Annotated in this window: 16 protein-coding genes; 10 read left to right on the top strand and 6 right to left on the bottom strand. The window is 70.8% G+C overall.

From position 1 onward, the window contains the following. Nucleotides 1–91: 91 nt before the first annotated feature. A complete protein-coding gene (locus ACFWV8_RS36100; RefSeq protein WP_384214345.1) occupies nt 92–1,282 on the bottom strand; it encodes a saccharopine dehydrogenase family protein in 1,191 nt (396 codons plus the stop codon). Nucleotides 1,283–1,557: 275 nt separating this feature from the next. On the opposite strand from ACFWV8_RS36100, the gene ACFWV8_RS36095 reads away from it, so the two are divergent. The 3 genes from ACFWV8_RS36095 to ACFWV8_RS36085 are packed head-to-tail and all read left to right on the top strand — an operon-like array spanning nt 1,558 to nt 6,205. Then, the gene (locus tag ACFWV8_RS36095) at nt 1,558–2,748 is read left to right on the top strand and encodes a CaiB/BaiF CoA transferase family protein (RefSeq protein ID WP_384214342.1); all 1,191 of its coding nucleotides are present in this window, start codon (nt 1,558–1,560) and stop codon (nt 2,746–2,748) included. Between the two features lie 15 nt (nt 2,749–2,763). Continuing rightward, nucleotides 2,764–3,978, top strand: a complete 1,215-nt coding sequence (locus tag ACFWV8_RS36090) for an acetyl-CoA C-acetyltransferase (protein WP_384214340.1) — start codon at nt 2,764–2,766, stop codon at nt 3,976–3,978. Between the two features lie 52 nt (nt 3,979–4,030). After that, entirely contained in the window at nt 4,031–6,205 is a 2,175-nt protein-coding gene (locus ACFWV8_RS36085; RefSeq protein ID WP_384214337.1) for a 3-hydroxyacyl-CoA dehydrogenase NAD-binding domain-containing protein, read from the top strand. Between the two features lie 21 nt (nt 6,206–6,226). Here ACFWV8_RS36085 and ACFWV8_RS36080 read toward each other — a convergent pair whose 3' ends face one another. After that, nucleotides 6,227–6,976 (bottom strand): MerR family transcriptional regulator, encoded by a 750-nt coding sequence (locus tag ACFWV8_RS36080; RefSeq protein ID WP_384214333.1) that lies wholly within the window; start codon nt 6,974–6,976, stop codon nt 6,227–6,229. A 65-nt stretch (nt 6,977–7,041) separates the two neighbouring features. After that, the gene (locus ACFWV8_RS36075; RefSeq protein ID WP_384214330.1) at nt 7,042–7,587 is read right to left on the bottom strand and encodes a hypothetical protein; all 546 of its coding nucleotides are present in this window, start codon (nt 7,585–7,587) and stop codon (nt 7,042–7,044) included. 537 nt (nt 7,588–8,124) lie between these two features. Between ACFWV8_RS36075 and ACFWV8_RS36070 the strand changes: the two genes are divergently transcribed. Further along, nucleotides 8,125–8,967, top strand: a complete 843-nt coding sequence (locus tag ACFWV8_RS36070) for a putative protein N(5)-glutamine methyltransferase (RefSeq protein ID WP_384214325.1) — start codon at nt 8,125–8,127, stop codon at nt 8,965–8,967. A 163-nt stretch (nt 8,968–9,130) separates the two neighbouring features. Continuing rightward, nucleotides 9,131–11,392, top strand: a complete 2,262-nt coding sequence (locus tag ACFWV8_RS36065) for a glycosyl hydrolase (protein WP_384214321.1) — start codon at nt 9,131–9,133, stop codon at nt 11,390–11,392. Between the two features lie 74 nt (nt 11,393–11,466). Here the strand turns inward: ACFWV8_RS36065 and ACFWV8_RS36060 are convergent, their stop codons facing one another. Beyond that, nucleotides 11,467–12,507, bottom strand: coding sequence for a LacI family DNA-binding transcriptional regulator (locus ACFWV8_RS36060; protein ID WP_384214317.1), 1,041 nt, complete (start codon nt 12,505–12,507; stop codon nt 11,467–11,469). Between the two features lie 359 nt (nt 12,508–12,866). Between ACFWV8_RS36060 and ACFWV8_RS36055 the strand changes: the two genes are divergently transcribed. Next, nucleotides 12,867–14,165 carry a M14 family metallocarboxypeptidase gene (locus ACFWV8_RS36055; protein ID WP_384214315.1) on the top strand — a complete coding sequence of 433 codons (1,299 nt, stop codon included), beginning with the start codon at nt 12,867–12,869 and terminating at the stop codon, nt 14,163–14,165. Nucleotides 14,166–14,297: 132 nt separating this feature from the next. Further along, complete coding sequence (locus ACFWV8_RS36050) at nt 14,298–15,986, top strand: BCCT family transporter (RefSeq protein WP_384214351.1); 1,689 nt, start codon at nt 14,298–14,300, stop codon at nt 15,984–15,986. A 34-nt stretch (nt 15,987–16,020) separates the two neighbouring features. On the opposite strand, the gene ACFWV8_RS36045 is transcribed toward ACFWV8_RS36050, so the two are convergent. Further along, a complete protein-coding gene (locus ACFWV8_RS36045; protein ID WP_384214313.1) occupies nt 16,021–16,971 on the bottom strand; it encodes an FAD-dependent oxidoreductase in 951 nt (316 codons plus the stop codon). Nucleotides 16,972–17,163: 192 nt separating this feature from the next. On the opposite strand from ACFWV8_RS36045, the gene ACFWV8_RS36040 reads away from it, so the two are divergent. Both ACFWV8_RS36040 and ACFWV8_RS36035 read left to right on the top strand, forming a co-directional pair. Then, entirely contained in the window at nt 17,164–17,679 is a 516-nt protein-coding gene (locus ACFWV8_RS36040) for a TrmH family RNA methyltransferase (RefSeq protein ID WP_384214311.1), read from the top strand. A gap of 107 nt (nt 17,680–17,786) precedes the next feature. Then, on the top strand, nt 17,787–19,430 hold the full coding sequence (locus tag ACFWV8_RS36035) for an ABC-F family ATP-binding cassette domain-containing protein (RefSeq protein WP_384214309.1): 1,644 nt from the start codon (nt 17,787–17,789) through the stop codon (nt 19,428–19,430). Nucleotides 19,431–19,458: 28 nt separating this feature from the next. On the opposite strand, the gene ACFWV8_RS36030 is transcribed toward ACFWV8_RS36035, so the two are convergent. Beyond that, on the bottom strand, nt 19,459–19,785 hold the full coding sequence (locus ACFWV8_RS36030) for a transposase (RefSeq protein WP_384214349.1): 327 nt from the start codon (nt 19,783–19,785) through the stop codon (nt 19,459–19,461). Between the two features lie 373 nt (nt 19,786–20,158). On the opposite strand from ACFWV8_RS36030, the gene ACFWV8_RS36025 reads away from it, so the two are divergent. Continuing rightward, a complete protein-coding gene (locus tag ACFWV8_RS36025; protein ID WP_384214307.1) occupies nt 20,159–21,922 on the top strand; it encodes a protein kinase in 1,764 nt (587 codons plus the stop codon). Nucleotides 21,923–22,014 lie beyond the last annotated feature (92 nt).

The raw sequence follows: 22,014 nt of genomic DNA, 5'->3' as shown, positions 1-22,014 counted from the left end.
TCCTCGTACTGGACGTACTTGGATGACTCCGACAACGCGGCGAGCGCGCGTGCCAGGCGTCGTGAGCCAGACGGGACTTTCACAACACGCCCTAGCGTGAGTGCGCGACCCGGAAGACCATCCCGGCCGACCGCAGCCGTTCCAGTAGCGCGTCACCCATCGCGGCGGCCGTCGTGACCTGCCCCGACGTCTTGGGAAGATCGTCGAAGGCCAGACTCAACGCCACCTCCGCCAGCATCTTCGCCGTCTCGTCGTAACCCGGGTCGCCGCCCGAGACCTCGGTGAACACCCTGCGCCCGCCGCCCTCGCCCACGAACCGCGCCGTGAACCAACTGCCGCTCCTGCGTGCCTGGTCAGGCCCGGTGCCCGGCTCGAAGCGGTTCATCAGAGCCCGCCGCACCGCCGGTATCCGCGCCAGCGCGGCGCCCGTACCCGCCGCCACCGTGCCGCCCAGTGCGACCGGCAGCGTCTTGACGCCGGCGAAGTGCCGGTAGCGGAAGTCGGGGCCGTACCGGGGCAGCGCCGCCGCCGAGCGTGCCACCACCCGCGCGTCCAGCGTGGGCAGCGGCAGCGCCCAGAGGCCCGTCTCCTTGCTGAAGTGCGGCGTGCCCAGCGGCCCGACGGCCCGCCGCCCGACCAGCCGGGGCTCGTGCAGCCGCCGCAGCTTCGCCGCCTCCATGCTCTGCCGGCCGCGGCTGAGCGCGTTCAGGGCCGTGGCGAGGGTCCCGCCGGAGAAGAACGCGTTGGTGCGGACGAACCCGTCGATCCGCAGCGGCACATCCGCGGGCAGCTGCTTGACCGTGAAGTACGCGCCCAGATCGTGCGGTACGCAGTCGAACCCGCAGGCGTGCACCAGCCGCGCCCCGGTCTGCCGGGCCCGGTCCTCGTACGCCACATACATCCGGTCGACGAACTCCGTCTCCCCTGAGATGTCCGCGTAGTCCGTCCCGGCCTCCGCGCAGGCGGCGACAAGGCCCTCCCCGTGCCAGACGTACGGGCCGACGGTCGTGGCGAGCACCTGCGTGGACTCGGCGAGCGAGCGCAGGGACGCCGGATCGGTGGAGTCGGCCACCAGCAGCGGAAGGTCCGCGCAGTGCGGGGCGATGCCGGCCAGCCGGGCCCGCAGCTTCTCCAGCCTGGCCCGGTCGCGGCCCGCTATCGCCCATCGGCAGCTCGCAGGCGCGGTCAGGGCGAGATATTCGGCCGTGAGCGTTCCGACGAAGCCTGTCGCCCCGAAGAGCACTATGTGGTACGGGCGTTCTGCGCCGTTCTGCCTGTTCATCCAGTCCTCGCCGTCGAGCCGGGCCGCTGTCGGGCCCGAAGGCTAGCGCCTGGCACCACCGGCCGGGGGAGGGGGTGACCCGTGCCGGGCGCCACACGGGTGCGGGTGTCCGCCACGGGTGTCCGCGCGGGACGTCATTTCGTGGAAGTCTGCGACCATCGAAGGAGAACAAGCGCTTGCTTGCCGAGCGGCCCCGGCGGGGCTTGTGCGGAGCGGTGGGCGTTTCTAACATCATTGCTGTTACATCGTTGGTGTCACACTGCTGGGGGCTCACCATGACAGCGACAGCGAACGGCCGCCGCTCCGAAGGACCGGGCGCGCACGGCCCGCTGGCGGGCGTACGGGTGGTCGAGCTGGCCGGTATCGGGCCCGGCCCGTTCGCCGCCATGCACCTGGCCGACCTCGGCGCCGACGTCGTACGGGTCGACCGGCCGGGCGGCGCGGGGCTCGGGATCGACCCACGGTACGACCTCATGAACCGCAACAAACGCTCCGTACTCCTCGACCTCAAGGCCGACGGCGGACCCGCCCAGCTCCTCGACCTCGTCGAACGCGCCGACGTCCTCATCGAGGGCTACCGGCCGGGGGTCGCCGAACGCCTCGGCATCGGCCCTGACGACTGCCTCGCCCGCAACCCCCGGCTGGTGTACGGCCGGATGACCGGCTGGGGCCAGGAAGGCCCGCTCGCGCAGCGCGCCGGACACGACATCGACTACATCGCCGTCACGGGCACGCTGTCGATGTTCGGCGAGGCGGACCGGCCGCCCACCGTCCCCGCCAACCTCGTCGGCGACTACGCGGGCGGCTCGCTCTACCTCGTCATCGGTGTCCTCGCCGCCCTTCAGCACGCACGGACCCCCGGCGGCGCCGGCCAGGTCGTGGACGCGGCGATCGTCGACGGCGCCGCGCATCTGACCACGATGATCCACGCGATGACGGCGGCCGGCGGCTGGCAGGACCGGCGAGGCGCGAACCTGCTGGACGGCGGCGCCCCCTTCTACGGCAACTACGAGACGGCGGACGGCGAATACATGGCCGTCGGCGCGCTGGAGCAGCGGTTCTACAACGAGTTCATCGAGCTGCTCGGCATCAAGGACGATGTCCCCGCCCGTAAGGACTTCGCCCGCTGGGACGGACTGAAGGCGGCGATCACCGCCCGCTTCAAGGAGAAGACCCGCGCCGAGTGGACGGCCGTCTTCGAGGAGTCCGACGCCTGCGTGGCGCCCGTACTGTCGCTGCGCGAGGCCCCCGCCCACCCGCATCTCGCGGCCCGCGGCACCTTCACCGACCACGCGGGCATCACCCAGCCGGCCCCCGCGCCGCGCTTCTCGGCCACGCCCACCTCCGTACGGAGCGCGCCCGCGCTGCCGGGGGCGGACACCGAGTCGATCGCCGACGACTGGGACGTACCGAGCATCCGAAGCGCCACCCCGGGCACCGCGGGGACCAGCACCTCCAACGACTGACGAAAGGCCGCTGACGTGAGCACCGAAGCGTATCTGTACGACGCGATCCGCACCCCGCGCGGTCGCGGCAAGGCCAACGGTGCCCTTCACGGCACCAAGCCGATCGATCTCGTCGTCGGTCTGATCCACGAGATCCGCGACCGGTTCCCCGGTCTCGACCCGGCGGCGGTCGACGATGTCGTTCTCGGCGTCGTCAGCCCCCTCGGCGACCAGGGCTCCGACATCGCGCGGACCGCCGCCGTCGCCGCCGGACTGCCCGACACCGTCGCCGGCGTCCAGGAGAACCGCTTCTGCGCCTCCGGTCTCGAAGCCGTCAACCTGGCTGCCGCCAAGGTCCGTTCGGGCTGGGAGGACCTGGTCCTGGCCGGCGGTGTCGAGTCGATGTCACGCGTCCCGATGGGCTCCGACGGCGGCGCCTGGGCGATGGACCCGATGACCAACATCCGTACGGGCTTCGCCCCCCAGGGCATCAGCGCCGACCTGATCGCCACCATCGGCGGGTTCACCCGGCGTGACGTGGACGAGTTCGCCGCGCTGTCGCAGGAGCGCGCGGCGGCGGCCTGGAAGGACGGCCGGTTCGCCCGCTCCGTCGTACCCGTACTCGACGTCAACGGACTCACCGTCCTCGACCACGACGAACACCTGCGCCCCGGCACCACGGCCGACTCGCTCGCCTCCCTCAAGCCCTCCTTCGCGCAGATCGGCGAGCTCGGCGGATTCGACGCGGTGGCGCTCCAGAAGTACCACTGGGTCGAGAAGATCGACCACGTCCACCACGCGGGCAACTCCTCCGGCATCGTGGACGGCGCTTCCCTCGTCGCGATCGGCTCGAAGGAGACCGGCGAGCGGTACGGCATGCGGCCCCGTGCCCGGATCGTCTCGGCCGCCGTGTCCGGCTCCGAGCCCACGATCATGCTGACCGGCCCCGCGCCCGCCAGCCGCAAGGCACTCGCCAAGGCCGGGCTGACCATCGGCGACATCGATCTCGTGGAGATCAACGAGGCGTTCGCCGCCGTCGTGCTGCGCTACGTCGCGGAGATGGGGCTCTCCCTGGACCAGGTCAACGTCAACGGCGGCGCCATCGCCCTCGGTCACCCGCTCGGCGCCACCGGCGCGATGATCCTCGGCACCCTCGTGGACGAACTGGAGCGCCAGGACAAGCGGTACGGCCTCGCCACGCTCTGCGTCGGCGGCGGCATGGGAGTCGCCACCATCGTCGAACGCCTCTGACCGTCCCCCTCCGCACGGGCCAACACCCCACGCATCTCTACGGAGCAGCCGCATGAGCGAGTCCACCACCATCCGCTGGGAGCAGGACGGGACAGGCGTCGTCACCCTTGTCCTCGACGACCCCGCCCAGTCGGCCAACACCATGAACCAGGCATTCCGGACCTCCGTCGCCGCCGTCGCGGAACGCGCGGAGGCCGAGAAGGACAGCATCCGCGGCATCATCGTCACCTCCGCCAAGAAGACCTTCTTCGCCGGCGGAGACCTCAAGGACATGATCAAGATCGGTCCTGGCGACGCCCAGCAGGCGTTCGACGTGAGTCTCGCGGTCAAGCGCGCCCTGCGCACCATCGAGACGCTCGGCAAGCCCGTCGTCGCGGCCATCAACGGCGCGGCCCTGGGGGGCGGTTACGAGATCGCCCTCGCCTGCCACCACCGGATCGCGCTCGACGCGCCCGGCTCGAAGATCGGCCTGCCCGAGGTCACGCTCGGCCTGCTGCCTGCGGGCGGCGGCGTCACCCGTACCGTACGGCTCCTCGGCATCTCCGACGCGCTGCTCAAGGTGCTGCTCCAGGGCACCCAGTACTCGCCGCGCCGCGCGCTGGAGAACGGCCTCGTCCATGAAGTCGCCGCCACCACCGAGGAGATGCTCGACAGGGCGCGCGCGTTCATCGACGCCCACCCCGAGTCGGCGCAGCCCTGGGACGTCAAGGGCTACAAGATCCCCGGCGGTACGCCCTCCAACCCCCGCTTCGCCGCGAACCTTCCCGCCTTCCCGGCCAATCTCAGGAAACAGACCGGCGGCGCGCCCTACCCCGCCCCGCAGAACATCCTGGCCGCCGCCGTCGAGGGCTCACAGGTCGACTTCGAGACCGCGCAGACCATCGAGGCCAGGTACTTCACCGAGCTGGTCACCGGGCAGACCGCCAAGAACATGATCCAGGCGTTCTTCTTCGACCTCCAGGCGGTCAACTCCGGCGCCAGCCGCCCCCAGGGCATCGACAAGCGCCCGGTGCGCAAGGTCGCCGTCCTCGGCGCCGGGATGATGGGCGCGGGCATCGCCTACTCCTGCGCCCGCGCCGGGATCGACGTCGTCCTCAAGGACGTCACGGCCGAGGCGGCGGCCAAGGGCAAGGCGTACTCGGAGAAGCTGCTGGCCAAGGCGGTCTCCCGGGGCCGTACGACCGAGGCCGACCGCGACGCGCTGCTCGCGCGGATCACGCCCACCGGCCACGTGGCCGACCTCGCGGGCTGCGACGCCGTGATCGAGGCGGTCTTCGAGGACACGGCGCTCAAGCACCGGGTCTTCCAGGAGATCCAGGACGTGGTCGAGCCCGACGCGCTGCTGTGCTCCAACACCTCGACGCTGCCCATCACGGCCCTCGCCGACGGCGTCACCCGGCCGCTGGACTTCATCGGGCTGCACTTCTTCTCACCCGTCGACAAGATGCCGCTCGTGGAGATCATCAAGGGCGAGAAGACCGGCGACGAAGCGCTCGCGCGCGCCTTCGACCTGGTACGGCAGATCAAGAAGACGCCGATCGTCGTCAACGACTCCCGTGGCTTCTTCACCTCGCGCGTGATCGGGCGGTTCATCAACGAGGGCGTCGCGATGGTCGCCGAGGGCATCGAGCCCGCGTCCGTCGAGCAGGCGGCGGCCCAGGCGGGCTACCCGGCCAAGGTCCTCTCCCTGATGGACGAGCTGACGCTCACCCTGCCGCGCAAGATCCGTAACGAGACGCGGCGTTCGACCGAGGAGGCGGGCGGCACCTGGACCCCGCACCCGGCGGACGCGGTCATCGACCGCATGGTGGACGACTTCGGCCGCCCGGGACGAGGCGGCGGCGCCGGCTTCTACGACTACGCCGATGACGGCAGCCGCGTCGGCCTCTGGCCGGGTCTGCGCGAGCACTTCACGAAGGCGGACGTGGACGTGCCGTTCACCGATCTGAAGGAGCGCATGCTCTTCTCGGAGGCGCTGGACTCCGTGCGCTGCCTGGAGGAGAACGTCCTGACGACGGTCGCCGACGCCAACATCGGCTCCATCATGGGCATCGGCTTCCCGGCCTGGACCGGCGGCGTCCTCCAGTACATCAACGGGTACGAGGGCGGCCTGCCCGGCTTCGTCGCGCGGGCGCGTGAGCTGGCGGGGACGTACGGGGAGCGGTTCACGCCGCCCGCGTCGCTGGTGGCGAAGGCGGAGCGGGGCGAGACGTACCACGACGCGTAGGGGCCTGAACCGCGGGCCGTCTCACCCGTCGGTGAACGCGGCCCGCAGCTCTTCCTTCAGCGACCGCTGGAACGCGGTGACCAGCGCCTGCACGACCATCGGCTGCATATGGGCGGACAGCGACTTCATGGCCGCCACCCGCTCCGGATCGGGCTCGCTCTCCTCGTACGGATTCCACACCTCATCCCGGAAGAGGCGCGACAGCTCGTGCGCGGCCGAGCGGGTGTGCTCCAGCAGGACCGTACGGGCGGCGAGGATCGTCTCGTGCGCGATGGGCACGTCGAGCAGCTCGACGCCGAGGCGCAGCAGGCCCGGATCGAGCCGGTAGTGCCCGGGGGAGTCGGCGTGCGCCAGCACGCCCATCGCCGCGAGCCGGTCCACGTCCTCGCCGGACAGGACCCGCCCGGCGCGTCGCTCCAGCTCGGCCCGCGTCGCGTCCTCGGCCGAGTCCGGCGCCCAGGTCGCCACCAGTGCCCGGTGGATCGCCAGGTCGTGCGCGCTCAGATCCGGCGGCAGCTGCTCCAGATACCGCTCGATGGCCGCGAGGGTCATGCCCTGGTGCTGAAGCTCCTCGATGAGCGCGAGCCGCGAGAGATGGTCCCGGCCGTAGCGGCCGACGCGGCGGGGGCCGATCACCGGGGGAGGCAGCAACCCGCGGGTGCTGTAGAAGCGGATGGTACGCACGGTGACACCGGCGCGGGCGGCCAGCTCGTCGACGGTGAGCGTCGGCTCCTGGGACGCGGCGCTCTCCGTTCCGGCCTCTGTGTCCATGCCGACAGTATTGCTGTCTCACCACTACTGCGAAAGACGGACGAGAACCGCGAGTACCTGCGGACTCAGCCCGTCAGGGCCGGGATGGGGCGTCCGGCCTCCCAGAGCGCCGCCACGTGCCCGGCGAAGCGGTCGTAGAGACCGTCGTCCCCGAGACGCCGGAGACGCAGCATCGGTGACTCGTGTCCGAGGAGGCTCGAAAGGTGCGGCGTCACCAGCATCTCGTCGTCGAAGATGAAGACGCTCAACGCGATGTGGTCGTCGGAGAACCGGGCGTCGACTCCCGCGCCGCCGTCGATCTTGCTCAGGGCGTCCAGGGTGATGCGGATGCGCGTGCCGACGGTGAGGGGGACTCCTTCAACCGCTTCCCGGCGCCGGGTGACCTCGGAATCCGGATCGCCCACGAGGAAACGAACGCCGCACCCGGAAGCGGCTTTCGCGGTCAGCCGTTCCCGTAGCCGCGGATGCTCCTGCCACACAAAGTAGTTGGTGTATCCGGCGAAGGTGATGTTCGTCGACGCACCGTCAATAAGACGCGCCCACACCGATGTCGGACAGGCGTTGCGGTACGGGTAGGCCGCGACGATCTCCCGGTCGGGCCCGGTTTTCACGGAACTCCGAATCGCCCTGGGCCACAGCACGTCGGCACTCACTCCCAACAACTCCGCCACGTCGTCCCGGGTCTGCTGGTGCGGCATCCTGGATGGGTCGGAGAGCCATCGTTCAACCGTCTTCTTGGTCACTCCGACTCTACGGGCGAGGGCGCTACGCGTCGCACCGGAACTTGTCCCCCCGGTGCCCGGATGTGAAATCTGCGCCGCGTACCACGAGCGGTGGCGCGACGCGACGGATCCCGTCTGCTCGTCGTTCGACCTCTCGCGGGCGGTCGACCACTCCGTGGAGATCCGCCGGCATCCGCACACCGAACTGTTGCGGGGGGACCGAGCATCGCGATGACCACCGGCCCCGCGCCCCGCCGGCACCCGTGGGGTACTGTGACCCGACCTACGCAGAAGCACGCACGCACGACCGAGGAGGTGGGACCCATTACCGCAGTGTCAGGCCGGGTGCTCTCCACTCACGGCCGCGCGGTCCGTCCGACAGGCTGAGACCGCGGGAGCGCCCGTGAAGCGCCCCGAAAGGTTTCCATGTCGGCAACACCCTCACTCTCTTCCGTCGTCACCACCCTCCGCGCCGCCGGCTGCGTCTTCGCCGAGGACGAGGCACGGCTCCTGGTCTCCGCCGCCGACAGCCCCGCCGGGCTCGCCGACATGGTGAGCCGCCGGGCTGCCGGGCAGCCCCTGGAGCATGTCGTCGGCTGGGCCGAGTTCCACGGGTTGCGGATCGCCGTCGACACCGGGGTCTTCGTCCCCCGGCGCCGTACGGAGTTCCTGGTGCGACAGGCGACCGCCCTGATCCATCAGGCCCCCGCCGGACGGCCCGCCGTCGTCGTCGACCTCTGCTGCGGCTCCGGCGCGCTCGGCGCCGCGCTGCTCGCGACCGCGCGCCAGCCCGTCGAGCTGTACGCCTCCGACATCGACCCGTCGGCCGTCGCCTGCGCCCGCCGTAATCTCGCGCAGGGCGGCACCGTCCTCGAAGGGGACCTCTTCGACGCCCTGCCGGACGGCCTTCGGAGCCGTATCGACATCCTCCTCGCCAACGTGCCGTACGTACCGACCCAAGAGGTCCCCCTCCTGCCGTCCGAGGCGCGCGAATACGAGCCGCTGGTGGCTCTCGACGGCGGCGCCGACGGGCTGGACGTCCTGCGGCGCGTGACCGCGCGGGCGCCGGACTGGCTGGCGCCCGGCGGCCATCTGCTCTTCGAGACGAGCCAGCGCCAGGTCCCGGGCGCGGTCGCCACGGTCAGGGCCGCCGGCCTCGCCCCGCGAGTGGTGACCTCCGAGGAGTGGGACGCCACGGTCGTGGTCGCCCAACTCCGGGGCTCCCGGCTCGGACCGGTGGCGCTCACCCCGGACCCCCGGAGCAGCTAGCAACCGCTCATTCCGTCAAGACTCGAACGCAGAACCCCTCCACCGATGCCCAACTGCCTTCTGCGTCCGCTCTATTGACACTCAGGTTTCAGGAGTTTTACGTTCCTTTACGTCTGAGAGCGCTCTCGGACTTCCTTCCCCCCATGACTTCGAGGTGCCGTCCATGCCCACCTCCCGCTCCAGACCCGCCTCGGTGCTGGTTCTGGTCACCGCCGTGGCCGCCGTAGGACTTGGGCCCGCCGCCGGTCCCGCGTCGGCCGCGAACATCCCCGTCGGCTCGGGCAGTTATTCCGACACCCGCCCCGCGGGCACGTCGGGCCCCACCAACAACGTGGGCGCCCCCGTCACGCCCAAGCTGACCGAGCAGGCCAAGGACAGGCCGGTGCCCACCAACGACTGGTGGACGTCGCTCGCCTATCAGCGGTACGGCGACAACCCGTACTCCACCCCGATGTACGGCCACCCCCTCACCTACCAGGCGACCGCGGGCGGGCTGGAGGTCGGCTACCCGACGACCCCCGCCATCGTGGGTGACGGACGGCAGTACGAGTACGCGCACAAGGCCGATCTCACCCTGGGCCTCACCGGCCTCAACTCCGCCGACACCAAGGCCGACGACTGGTCCGACTGGACCGTCACGCCCTACTGGTCCGACGGCACCCGCACCCTGCGGACCACCATCGGCCACGGCATGCCCTACGTGTACGCCAAGGGCTCGGGCGGCGACGCGAGCATCACCACCGCGTCGGCCCCCACCGTCTTCTCCGACGACGGCAACGTCCTCGGCATCACCGTCGCCGGACACCACTACGCGCTCTTCGCGCCGACCGGCAGCGACTGGTCGGTCTCGGGCTCCACCGTCACTGCCGGACTCGGCGACAAGGACTACTTCTCGCTCGCGCTCCTGCCCTCCGAGGACGCGCTCGCGACCTACGCCAAGTACGCCTTCAGCTTCGTCACCGGCTCCACGACGAGCTGGAACAGCGAGGGCGGCGACGTCCAGGCGACGTACACCCTCACCACCGAGCCCCAGGAGGGCACCGAGAAGGGCACGCTCCAGGCCCTCTACCGGCACCAGTGGCTCAACACGAGCGACGAACTCACCCCGTACACCTATGTGTCACCGCGCGGCACGATGAAGGTGCGCGAGTCCACCACCTTCACCACCCGCCAGCAGGCATCCGGTGTGCTGCCCGCGCTGCCGGAGTCCAGCGGGGTCGACACGGCCGCGCTCAAGGCGCAGCTGGACGAGGTGGTGAACGCCGGCGACCCGTTCTCGGGCGCCACGGACACCTACTGGACGGGCAAGGCGCTCGGCCGGCTCGCCCAACTGGCCCCGATCGCCGACCAGATCGGCGAGACCGCGACGCGCGACAAGATCGTGGATCTGCTCAAGGGCCGTCTGGAGGAATGGTTCACGGCGGGCGGCGCCAGTGAGTTCAGCTACGACAACGACTGGAAGACGCTGACCGGTTACCCCGCCTCGTACGGCAGCGACACCGAACTCAACGACCACCACTTCCACTACAGCTACTACGTCTACGCCGCGGCGATCGTCGCCCAGTACGACCAGGCGTGGGCCGCCGAGTCCGCCTGGGGCGGCATGGTCGAGACGCTGGTACGCGACGCGGCCAACCCGAGCCGGACGGACAGCGACTTCCCGTTCCTGCGCGGGTTCGACGTGTACGCGGGCCACAGCTGGGCCTCCGGACACCAGGGCTTCGCCGCGGGCAACAACCAGGAGTCGTCGTCGGAGTCCGTCAACCTCAGCGCGGGACTGGTCCTCTGGGGCTCGGCGACGGGCAACGACGAGCTGCGTGACCTGGGTTCGTATCTGCTGGCCACCGAGTCGGAGGCGATCGGCCAGTACTGGTTCGACGCCGACCAGGAGGTCTTCCCGGCCGAGTTCGCGCGCGGCACGGTCGGCATGGTGTGGGGGAGCGGCGGCGCGTACTCCACCTGGTGGACCGCGAACCCCGAGGAGATCCACGGCATCAACGTCCTTCCCGTGACCGGGGGTTCACTCCATCTGGGCCGTGAGAAGGAGGCCATCGGCCGCAACATCGCCGAGATGGAGGAGCAGAACGGCGGGCCCGCCGTCGAATGGCGCGACATCCTCTGGGAGTTCGAGGCGATCTCCGACCCGGCGGGGGCCAAGGCCAAGTGGGACGCGGGCCAGGCTGCCCTGTCCCCGGAGGCGGGCGAGTCCAAGGCCCATGTCCACCACTGGATCGGCACCCTCGACGCGGTCGGCGCCCCCGACCCGACCGTGACCGGGTCGATCCCGACCTCGGCCGTCTTCACCAAGGGCGGGGTGAGCACATACGCCGCGCACAACTTCGCGTCGACGGAGCAGACGGTCACCTTCTCGGACGGCACGACGCTCACGGTGCCCGCCCGCTCCACGGCGAGCACCACCGGCTGATCGCACCCGAGGTCACCACGACCGGCGACCTCGCCCACCCCCCACCCGCGGCGGGTCCCGGCCCGAGACGACTCTCAGGCCGAGGCCCGCCGCACCAGCGTCGTCGGCGTGATCACAGACGCGGGCGCCCGCGTCTCCTCGCTGTCCTTGTCGAGCCCGCGCAGCAGCAGCCTGGCCATCAGCCGGCCCTGCCCCTCCACGTCCTGCCGGATCGTGGTCAGCGGCGGATCCGTGTCCTCGGCGATGGACACCATGTCGTCGAAACCGACCAGCGCCACCTCGTCGGGCACCGCGATTCCGCGCTCGCGCAGCACCCGCAGCGCACCGGACGCCATCAGGTCGTTGGCCGCGAACACCGCGTCCAGGTCGGGCCGTCGGTCCAGCAGGTCCTTCATCGCCCGCGCGCCGCTCTCCACCGTGAACTCGCCCTCGGTGATCAGGGCGGGGTCGGCGTCCAGGAGTACGTCGCGGTAGCCGTCGAGCCGGTCTGTGGACGAGGTCTGGTCGCGCGGACCCGCGATGTGCGCGATGCGCTCGCGCCCGAGATCGCGCAGATACTGCACGGCCGCCCGCGCGCCGCCGCGATTGTCGGCGTCCACGTACGGCACGCCCTGATCGCTGGGGGCCGACGTCCAGCTCGGCCGGCCGCCGTAGACCGTCGGCGTCCCCGACCGGCGGATGATCGCCGGCAGCGGGTCGTCGATGTGCAGCGAGAAGGCGAGGGCGCCGTCGACATGGCCGCCCGCCAGATAGCGGGCGATCCGTTCGAAGTCGCCGGGGCCTTCGAGCAGGAGCAGTACCAACTGGGTGTCGTGGGCGGTCAGTTCCTTGCTGATGCCGCGTATCTGCTGCGAGAAGAACGGGTCGGAGAAGATCCGGATCTCCGGCTCGGCGATGATCACCGCGACCGCGCCGGTCCGCCGGGTCACCAGCGTGCGGGCCGCGTGGTTCGGCACGTACCCCAGTTCCTCCACGGCCCGCAGCACCTTGTCGACGAGCGGCTGCCGCACCCCGGCACCGCCGTTGACGACCCGGGACGCGGTGGCCCGGGAGACGCCGGCACGTGCCGCGACGGCTTCCAGTGTGGGCCGGGACCCAGGTGACTGCTCGGGCAAGGCGGGTGCTCCTCCTCGGTGGCCGCGCGGCTGGGCACGGCCCTGTTCCGGCCGGTGGACATTCCGGTCGAACGGGCGACGTCCACGCTCTGGACGGACCCGGCGGCGGGGGACGGATGACCGTACGGGCAGCCGGGACCGGTACAGGGTATCCGCTGCCCCCTCCACGCAGAGAGCGCTCCCTGGAGCTCGTACACCCGCCTCAGCAGGGACGGCGCGCATTCCCCGACATCCGGCTGATCGCGGACAGCCCTCTGTCGCACCGTTGTTCACCGGAGTACGTTTCCGCACCAAGGGAATTCCGTTCACGGGGCATCCGTTCTTCGGGCCGCCCCGCCGAGCCTCGGAGACCGCACCTGATGACGTCCCGGATTCGCACGCTCGTCCTGTCGGTGGCGGCAGCCGCCCTCGTCGTTCCCCTCACCGCACTTCCCTCGTCGGCCGTCACCGCAGCCCCGGCCGACACACCGCCCCGTACGGGCTTCGAAGAGAACGGCGGCGCCGACTGGACGACCCTGGCGCAGGAGCAGGAGTTCCTCGCCGCCGTCGACCGAGGCGGCGACGGAGTCACCGTCAGCACCATAGGCACCACCAAGCAGGGCCGCCCGCTCAACCTCGTCGAGCTGGGCAACAAGCGCTCGGTGACCAGCCTGCTGCTCATCTGCAGCCAGCACGGTGACGAGCCGTCGGGCCGGGAGGCCTGCCTCACCACCGTCCGCGACCTGGCTTATCCCAAGGACCGCGCGACGAAGCGCTTCCTGGACCGTACGAGCGTCCTTGTCGTCCCCACCGCCAACCCCGACGGCCGCGCCGCCGACACCCGCGGCAACTCCGACGGCGTCGACATCAACCGCGACCACATCGCGCTCAAGACGGCGGAGGGCCGCACCATGGCCGCCCTCACGCGCGACCGCGAGCCCGACGTCATCTACGACCTGCACGAGTACGGGGCCACCCCGCCGTACTACGACAAGGACCTCTTCGACCTCTGGCCGCGCAACCTCAACACCTCGTCGCGGGTGCACAAGGAGGCCCAGACCCTGTCGGAGGCGTACGTACGCCCGGCCGCCCGCGACGGCGACCACTCCATCGGCACCTACGGCATCTGGACCGACCCCGTCACCGGCGACCCGATCAGACAGACCGCGGGCGACGGCCAGGAGCGCATTCTTCGCAACGCCTCCGGCGTCAAGCACTCCGTCGGCCTGCTCATCGAGAGCCGTGTCGATCCCAAGTCCGAGGCCGAGGAGAACGACCCGTCGCTGAACCACCGGCGCCGGGTCGACAGCCAACTCGACTCCCTGAAGGGCCTGTTCGGCTACGCCGACGAGCGCCGCGTACAGATCGCCGCCGCTACCGCGCTCTCCCGCACCGCCGGACTGCTCGACCACGGCACCGTCTACCTCGGCGGCGGCGACAACGAGCCCGCGACCCCCGAGGACACCCTGGAGAACCCGCCCTGCGGGTACCGGCTCGACGCCACCCAGTACGCGGATGTGAAGGACGAACTGGCGTTGCACGGCGTCAAGGCCCTGCCCTCGCGCGGTGACGGCGCCTTCGTGCCGCTGCGTCAGTCCCAGCGCAAACTCATCCCGCTTCTCCTCGACGGTCGCGCCACCTACCACCTCACCGTCGGACAACCCGTGACGACTTGTTGATAGAAAGAGACCCAGGTCACATGCGCTGAGGCGGAACGCAGCCCCGGCGCATGCTCCGCGAAACCCCGAAAGGTGTTGCCCGTGCCGAAGGACGCAGAGAAGTCGGGAGCCGAAGGAGGTCCCCCGCCGGTCATGACCGGCGAGCCGGGCCACCCCCAGGAATCCCAACACCCCCAGACCGACCGGGTCGTGTTCGGTGTCACCGCCGTCCTCACGCTCGCCTTCGTCATCTGGGGCTCCGTCGGCACCGACTCCTTGGAGGACGCGTCCAGCTCCATGCTCTCCGGCCTCATCCACAACGGTGGTTGGGCCTTCGTCCTGGTGGCCTCGGGCTTCGTCGTCTTCGCCCTCTGGCTGGCGATCAGCCGGTACGGCAAGATCACCCTCGGTGACGAGGGTGAGAAGCCCGAGTTCAGGACCATCTCCTGGGTCGCGATGATGTTCAGCGCCGGCATGGGCATCGGCCTGATGTTCTTCGGCGTGAACGAACCGCTCACCTTCTTCACCGACCCGCCCCCCGGCACCAACCCCCCGGACGCGGCGGCGGCCACCGAGACGGCCATGGCCACCACGCTGTTCCACTGGACCCTGCACCCCTGGGCCATCTACGCGGTGGTCGGTCTCGCCATCGCGTACAGCACCTTCCGGCGCAAGCGCCGCCAGACGATCAGCGCGGTCTTCGTGCCGCTCATCGGAGAGAAGCACGCGTACGGCACCACGGGACGCGTCATCGACATCCTCGCCATCTTCGCGACGCTCTTCGGCTCGGCCGCCTCGCTGGGCCTCGGCGCGCTCCAGATCGGCAGCGGATTCACCGAGCTGAACTGGCTCGACTCCGTCAGCACCGGGCTCCTCGTCGCCATCATCGCCGTCCTGACCCTGGCGTTCGTCGCCTCGGCGGTCTCGGGCGTCGAGAAGGGCATCCAGTGGCTCTCCAACACCAACATGGTGCTGGCGCTGATGCTGGCCCTGTTCGTGTTCATCCTCGGTCCGACCGTCTTCGTGCTCGACCTGCTGCCGACGTCGATCGCGTCCTACTTCGGCGACCTCGCCCAGATGGCGGGCCGCACCGAGGCCAGCAGCGGCCGGGGAGTCGCCGAGTGGCTGGGGAGCTGGACGGTCTTCTACTGGGCCTGGTGGATCTCCTGGACGCCCTTCGTCGGCATGTTCATCGCACGCATCAGCCGCGGCCGGACGATCCGTCAGTTCGTGGGCGGCGTCATCCTCGTACCGAGCACCGTCAGCCTGATCTGGTTCGCGATCTTCGGCGGATCGGCCATCAGGCTCCAGGAGGACAAGGGCCGGCTCACGAAGGAGGCGACGCCCGAGGGCCAGCTCTTCGCACTGCTCCAGGACTTCCCGATCGCCACCGTCACCAGCCTGCTGGTAATGATCCTCGTCGGCATCTTCTTCGTCTCCGGCGCCGACGCCGCGTCGATCGTGATGGGCACCCTCTCCCAGAAGGGCCACTTCGAAGCGAGCAAGTACGTGATCGTCTTCTGGGGTGTGCTGACCGGCGCCGTCGCCGCGGTGATGCTGCTCGTCGGCAACGGCCAGGGCGACGCGCTGCAAGGGCTCCAGAATCTGACCATCCTGGTGGCCGCGCCGTTCGCGCTCGTCATGATCGGGATGTGTGTGGCGCTGATGCGCGACCTGCGCCGCGACGCGCAGATCGTCCGCGGCGAGCGGGGAGTCGAGGTCGTGGAGTCGGCCGTCATCGCCGGTCACCAGCAGTACGACGGCGACTTCGAGATCCAGATCGGCCCGACGCCGGAGGACGAGCCGACCGGAAGCACGACGGAGAAGTCGGCGCCACGCTGATCCGGCCGGTGCGTACGGGGGCCGCCCGGCGGGTTCACCCCGCCAGCCGGGCGGCCTCCTCCGCACAGCCCCACGCCACGGTGACGCCCGCGCCGCCATGACCGTAGTTGTGCACCAGCCGTGTGCCGCCCGGCAGTTGGACCGCCTCGACCCGTACCCGCGCCCGCGCGGGGCGCAGCCCCACCCGGTGCGCGAGCACCCGCGCGCCCGCCACCTCCGGCCGGAACGCGGCGCAGCGCTCCACGATGGCGGCGGCGGTCGCCGGGTCGGGGCGCGTGTCCCACGCGTGGTCCTCGGCGGTGCCGCCGAGAATCAGCCCGAACGGCTGCGGGAAGAGGTACGACGTACCGGCCGCGTCCCCGGAGGCCGACACCAGCCACTCCTCGATCCCCGGGTTCTCGACCACCACGAGCTGCCCGCGCACGGGGAACACCGAGGCGTCCGGCACCAGTTCACGGGCGCCGAGACCCGAGCAGTTGACCACGACGGGGGCCTGCGCGGCCGGCTCCTCCAGAGAGCCGGCCGTACGCCGCTCCACGCTCCCGCCGGCGGCGCGCAGCCGCTCCTCCAAGTACCGCAGATGCGCGGGCATGTCGATCAGCGGCAGCCGGCCGCGCAGCGCCTGGGCGCACCCGTCCGGCAACTCGTCGGGACGTGCCTCCCGCAGCTCGGGGAGTTCGGCGGCCCAACTCCCCAGCCCGCTCAGCGCGGTGCCGGTCATCAGCCCCGCCGCCACGCGTACGCCCGTCGCCGCGGGATCGCGCGCCAGCGCCACGTACTCGCGCAACGACCGCAGGGACCAGGGGTCGACCCGCGCGGCGGGCTCTATCCGGTACGGCCAGAACAGCGCGCCCGCCACCGCCGACGTGGTGCGCGGGGCGGGGTCCCGCGACCACACGCGGACGCGTCGGCCCCGCTCGGCGAGCACGACGGCGGTCGTCAGCCCGACGACGCCGCCACCGACCACGATCACGGTGTCATCCATGCCTCGCGAGCGTACGCACCGGACGGCGCCCTCCGTCAGACAGTTGCCTGACGGAGGGGTAATCCGGTGGACAGCCCGGTGGCCGGGCGGCGAAGCTCGTTCCGGTACCGATCGACCGACGATGGCCCCGGCGAGCCGCGAATCGCCGTACGACATGAACCCACAGCCACGGAGGCCGGCCTCCTCGCGCCGATGACCGCGATCCGCCCCCGCACCCCCGGCGAACTGCGCCGCAGCCGCCGCCCACGCGCCCACTCCTGCTGGGACCATCTCTACGCCGCGCCGCTGTGGCCCCTGCACGGCGCCAACCTCGGCACCCTCGCCCGCACCTGCGACGCGGTCGGCGCCTGCCTCGCCCTGCCGCGCTTCTCCTGGGTCCCGGAGGCGCTCGCACGCGGCAACACCCTGCGCAGACCCCTGTGCGTCCACTGGACGGGCGACCCGCTCGGCTGGCTCGCCAGGCAGCGGGAGCGCGGGGCGCGCGTCGTGGGGGTCGAGCTGGCCGACGAAGCGGTACGCCTGGCGGACCTGCCCGCCGCCCGGCAGCCCACCGTGATGGTCCTCGGCCACGAACAGCACGGCATCCCACCCGAAGCCCTGGACCTGCTGGACACCTGCGTGGAAATCCCCATGCTCGGCACGGGCGCCAGCCTCAATGTCGCCGTCGCCGGCAGCCTGGCCCTCTACAAACTGGCGGGCCTCCTCTGACCACCGGCGCAACTCCCGCGCCCCCCCAGGCCGTGTCTTCGAAGTCGGGCCCCGCCTTGCAGGCGGACGGCGCTACTTCGAAGACACGACCTAGAATCGACGGTCTGATGACTGCCACTCTCGTCGCCAAGAATCTCGCCGCAGGCCACGGCGACCGCTCACTCTTCGCGGGACTCGACCTCGTCGTCGCGCCCGGTGACGTGATCGGTCTCGTCGGGGTCAACGGAGCTGGGAAGTCGACCCTGCTCCGGTTGCTCGCCGGGCTCGACACCCCCGAGGACGGGGCGCTGAGCCTGTCCCCGCCCACCGCCACCGTCGGCCACCTCCCGCAGGAGCCCGAGCGGCACCCCGGCGAATCCGTGCGGGGCTTCCTCGCGCGGCGTACGGGCGTCGCCGACGCCCAGGCCACCCTCGACGCGGCCACCGAGGCCCTGGTCGACGGCGCGCCCGGTTCGGACGACGCGTACGCCGCCGGCCTGGAGCGCTGGCTCGGACTCGGCGGCGCCGACCTCGACGAGCGCGCGGAGGAAGTGGTCGCGTCCCTCGGTCTGACCGTCGGCCTCGACCAGCCGATGACCGCCCTCTCCGGCGGTGAGGCCGCCCGTGCCGGCCTGGCGTCCCTGCTGCTCTCCCGCTACGACGTCTTCCTCCTGGACGAGCCGACCAACGACCTCGACCTCGACGGACTCGAACGCCTCGAATCCTTCGTCACCGGCCTCCGCGCGGGCACGGTCGTCGTCAGCCACGACCGCGAGTTCCTGACCCGCACCGTCACCAAGGTCCTCGAACTCGACCTGGCCCAGCAGCAGGTGAACCTCTTCGGCGGCGGCTACGCGGCGTATCTCGAAGAGCGCGAGCGGGCCAGGCAGCACGCCCGCGAGGAGTACGACGAGTACGCCGACAAGCGCTCGGCGCTCCAGGGCCGGGCCCAGATGCAGCGCTCCTGGATGGACAAGGGCGTCAAGAACGCGCGCCGCAAGGCCACGGACAACGACAAGATCGGCCGCAAGTTCCGCTCCGAGTCCACGGAGAAGCAGGCGGCGAAGGCCCGCCAGACCCAGCGCCAGATCGAACGCCTGGACGCCGAGGCCGTCGACGAGCCCCGCAAGGAGTGGGAACTCCGGATGGAGATCGCCTCGGCGCCGCGTTCCGGTTCGGTGGTCGCGACCCTGAACGGCGCCGAAGTCCGGCGCGGCGACTTCCACTTCGGACCCGCCTCGCTCCAGATCGACTGGGCGGACCGGATCGCCATCACCGGCGCGAACGGCGCGGGCAAGTCCACCCTGCTGGCGCTCCTCCTCGGACGGCTCTCACCCGACGAGGGCGCGGCCTCGCTCGGCTCGGGCGTGGTGGTCGGCGAGGTCGACCAGGCCCGCGCGCTGTTCCACGGCCCGGAGACGCTGCTCGACGCGTTCTGCGCGGCGGTCCCGGACACGGAACCGGCCGAAGTCCGCACGCTGCTGGCCAAGTTCGGCCTCAAGGCGGCCCACGTACTGCGCCCGGCGACGACGCTCTCCCCGGGCGAACGCACCCGCGCGGCCCTGGCGTTGCTCCAGGGCCGCGGAGTGAACCTCCTGGTCCTGGACGAACCGACGAACCACCTGGACCTCGCGGCGATCGAACAATTGGAGTCGGCACTCGACTCGTACGAGGGAACCCTGCTCCTGGTGACCCACGACCGCCGGATGCTGAGCTCCGTAAGGACGGACCGCCGAATCGAGGTCAGCGCGGGCAAGGTGACGGAGGCCTGACGGAGTCGCCCAGGCACCGGGGCCGGAATTACCGCGGGCCTGTGATCGGGTGTCGACCGCTGTGGCGGGCACCACCGTGCCACCACAAATTGATAAGAACCTGTCTACTACTGAACTTTTCGTAAGTTCGCTTGGTTGGTGGGCGGATGGTCAAGCCGGTGTGGGAGAGGAAGGACCACGGCAGTTCCACCGGGTTCAGCTCGGGAGCGTAGGCGGGCAGCCGTTCCAGGGCCGGCCGGTCCTGTTCGGCGGCCCAGGCTCGCATCGCCCGGCTCCAGTGGGCGGACAGGCCGTCCCGGACCAGGACCACCCGCTCGCCGCGGTGGAACACCTTCATCCGCTCCAGGACCTCGATGAGCCCGGCGGTGTCGTAGCTGCCGGGCTTGAGATGGAAACACAGGCGGGCCCCGCGATCGGGGTCGGCTCCAGCCGAGCCGGCCGGTCATCCGCCAACTCAGGCCGCGACAAGCGAAGAAGGGAGGAACCAGCCGCAGAGGGCGAAGGTTGACAAGCCACCCCGACAGCCTCCCACCCACACAGCCACCACACCCACCGAACTTACGAAAAGATCAGTAGTAGAAACACCAGGGTCGCTACCGGGCGCCGGCGTCACCCGGACGCCAGCTTCAGCGCCGCCCGGACCCCGGCGGTGACCCGCTTCCTCTTCGGCACGCGCGTCTGACACTATGTCGCGAAGATCTCGTAACGGGTGCGGTGCTGGGGGTGGCATGGTGCGCGCGGGGGACCTCCTGGAGGGTCGCTACCGGCTCGAATCCAAGCTGGGACAGGGCGGGTTCGGCACGGCTTGGCGTGCGCTCGATCAGCGCATCAATCGCGCGGTCGCGGTGAAGACAGGGTTTCCGGACACCGAGGACGCCGCGCGGCGCTTCGTGCGGGAGGCGGAGCTGGCCGGAGCCCTCTCGCACCCGAACATCGCGATGATCCATGATGTCGGCCAAGTCGACTGGGATGGGCGGCTGTTGGTCTACTTGGTCATGGAGCTGGTTCCCGGCACCGACCTGACCCACGTCATCGAGCAGGGCCTCCCGCCCTTCGACGTGTCCGTCGACTGGGCGCGCCAGATGTGCGGAGCCCTGGCTGCAGCGCACGACGCGGGCATCGTGCACCGCGACATCAAGCCCGCGAATGTGGTCGTCACGGGGACGGGCACAGTCAAGGTCCTGGACTTCGGCATCGCCAAGCGTCAGGACAGCGCTCAGACCGCCCTCACCGGCGAGGGGGGAATGATCGGCTCCTTGCAGTACATGGCCCCGGAGCGCTGGCACGGAGGTCCGGTCGACGGCCGCGCGGACCTCTACTCCCTCGGCTGCGTCCTCATGGAGCTGTGGACGGGTCAACTCCCGTACCTGGGGCGGGAGTTGCACGAGCTGTACGCCCAGCACGCACACACGCAGCCGCCCCTCCCGAGCGCGATACGCCCAGGCCTGCCCCCGGCGGCCGACCGCCTGGTCCTCGACCTGCTGGCCAAGGATCCCACCGACCGCCCCGCCCACGCCCAGGAGGTGGCCCGCCGCCTGGAACTGCTGACCGGGGGAGCGCCGACCCTCACGGTGGTCGCCGCACCCCCCGCCCCCGCGTACCCGCCGACACTCCTGGCCCCCGCCCCTGCTGCCGACCCCGACCCGGTCCGCGCCACCCTGCGCCGCAGGCTCGACCAGATCATGGCGCTGCCCCCGGACTCAGACAGGGTGGAGTTCCTTGAACTCCTGGACACCCTGATCCCGGAGGCGCAACGGGAGTTGGGACCGGACCATCGAATCACCACGGAAGCCATGCTCGTACGGGCCAGAGGGGTGCCCGACCACGCCGGTCTGACCCGCATCATCCCCAAACTGGCCAGGGTCTTCGGCGCGGAGGACAGGCGCACCATCGAGGCCCGGGTGACCATCCTCGGCGCCGGCGCGTCCAGGGGTGAGAGGCCGGTCTTCCCGGAACTCAAAGAGCTCATCGACCTGTCGACGCGCGTCCTGGGCCCCTATGATCCGGTCACCCTGCGCGCCCGCGCTTCACTGGCTCTGGGCCGGTGCGACCCCAAGGTGACCACCGACGTCGAGGCGGCCCGACACGCCTTCCTCGAACCCTTGTTGCCCGACCTCACCAGGGGATTGCCCGAGGACGACCCCATCCGCTGGGAAGCACACCGCCTCGCGGCCCACGCCGCGTACTCCGCCAAGGACTACGAGACGGCCGCACGCCTCTTCGACGAGCTGATCCCGCTCAATCGGGCGGTCATGAAGAGCGACATGGGCCCGGAATTCGTACTCCAACACTCCCGCAGTGTCGGCGAGTCGGGTGATCCCGCACGAGCCGCGGCGATGCTCGCCGAACTCATCCCCCGCATCCCCAGCAGATCTGGGTACACAAACCCGCTCGCGGAGGAGGCGCACCGCCTCCACTCCCGTTACAAGCGCAGGGCAGGCCGTGCCGGGGGCGACAGCGCCGGGAAGCGACGACGTTCCTGGTTCGGCTAGGGCGTGTCCGGCGGATCTTCGCGGATAGCCTGGGGCGTCTGGTGCGGTGCATCGCAAGGCGGAGGATCGTCCTCGTACTGGGCGTACGTGGA

The organism is Streptomyces sp. NPDC058665 (assembly GCF_042714995.1).
Classification (GTDB): Bacteria; Actinomycetota; Actinomycetes; order Streptomycetales; family Streptomycetaceae; genus Streptomyces.
Note: the sequence above shows the minus strand (reverse complement) of the source record. Positions and strands in the feature narration are given on the sequence as shown.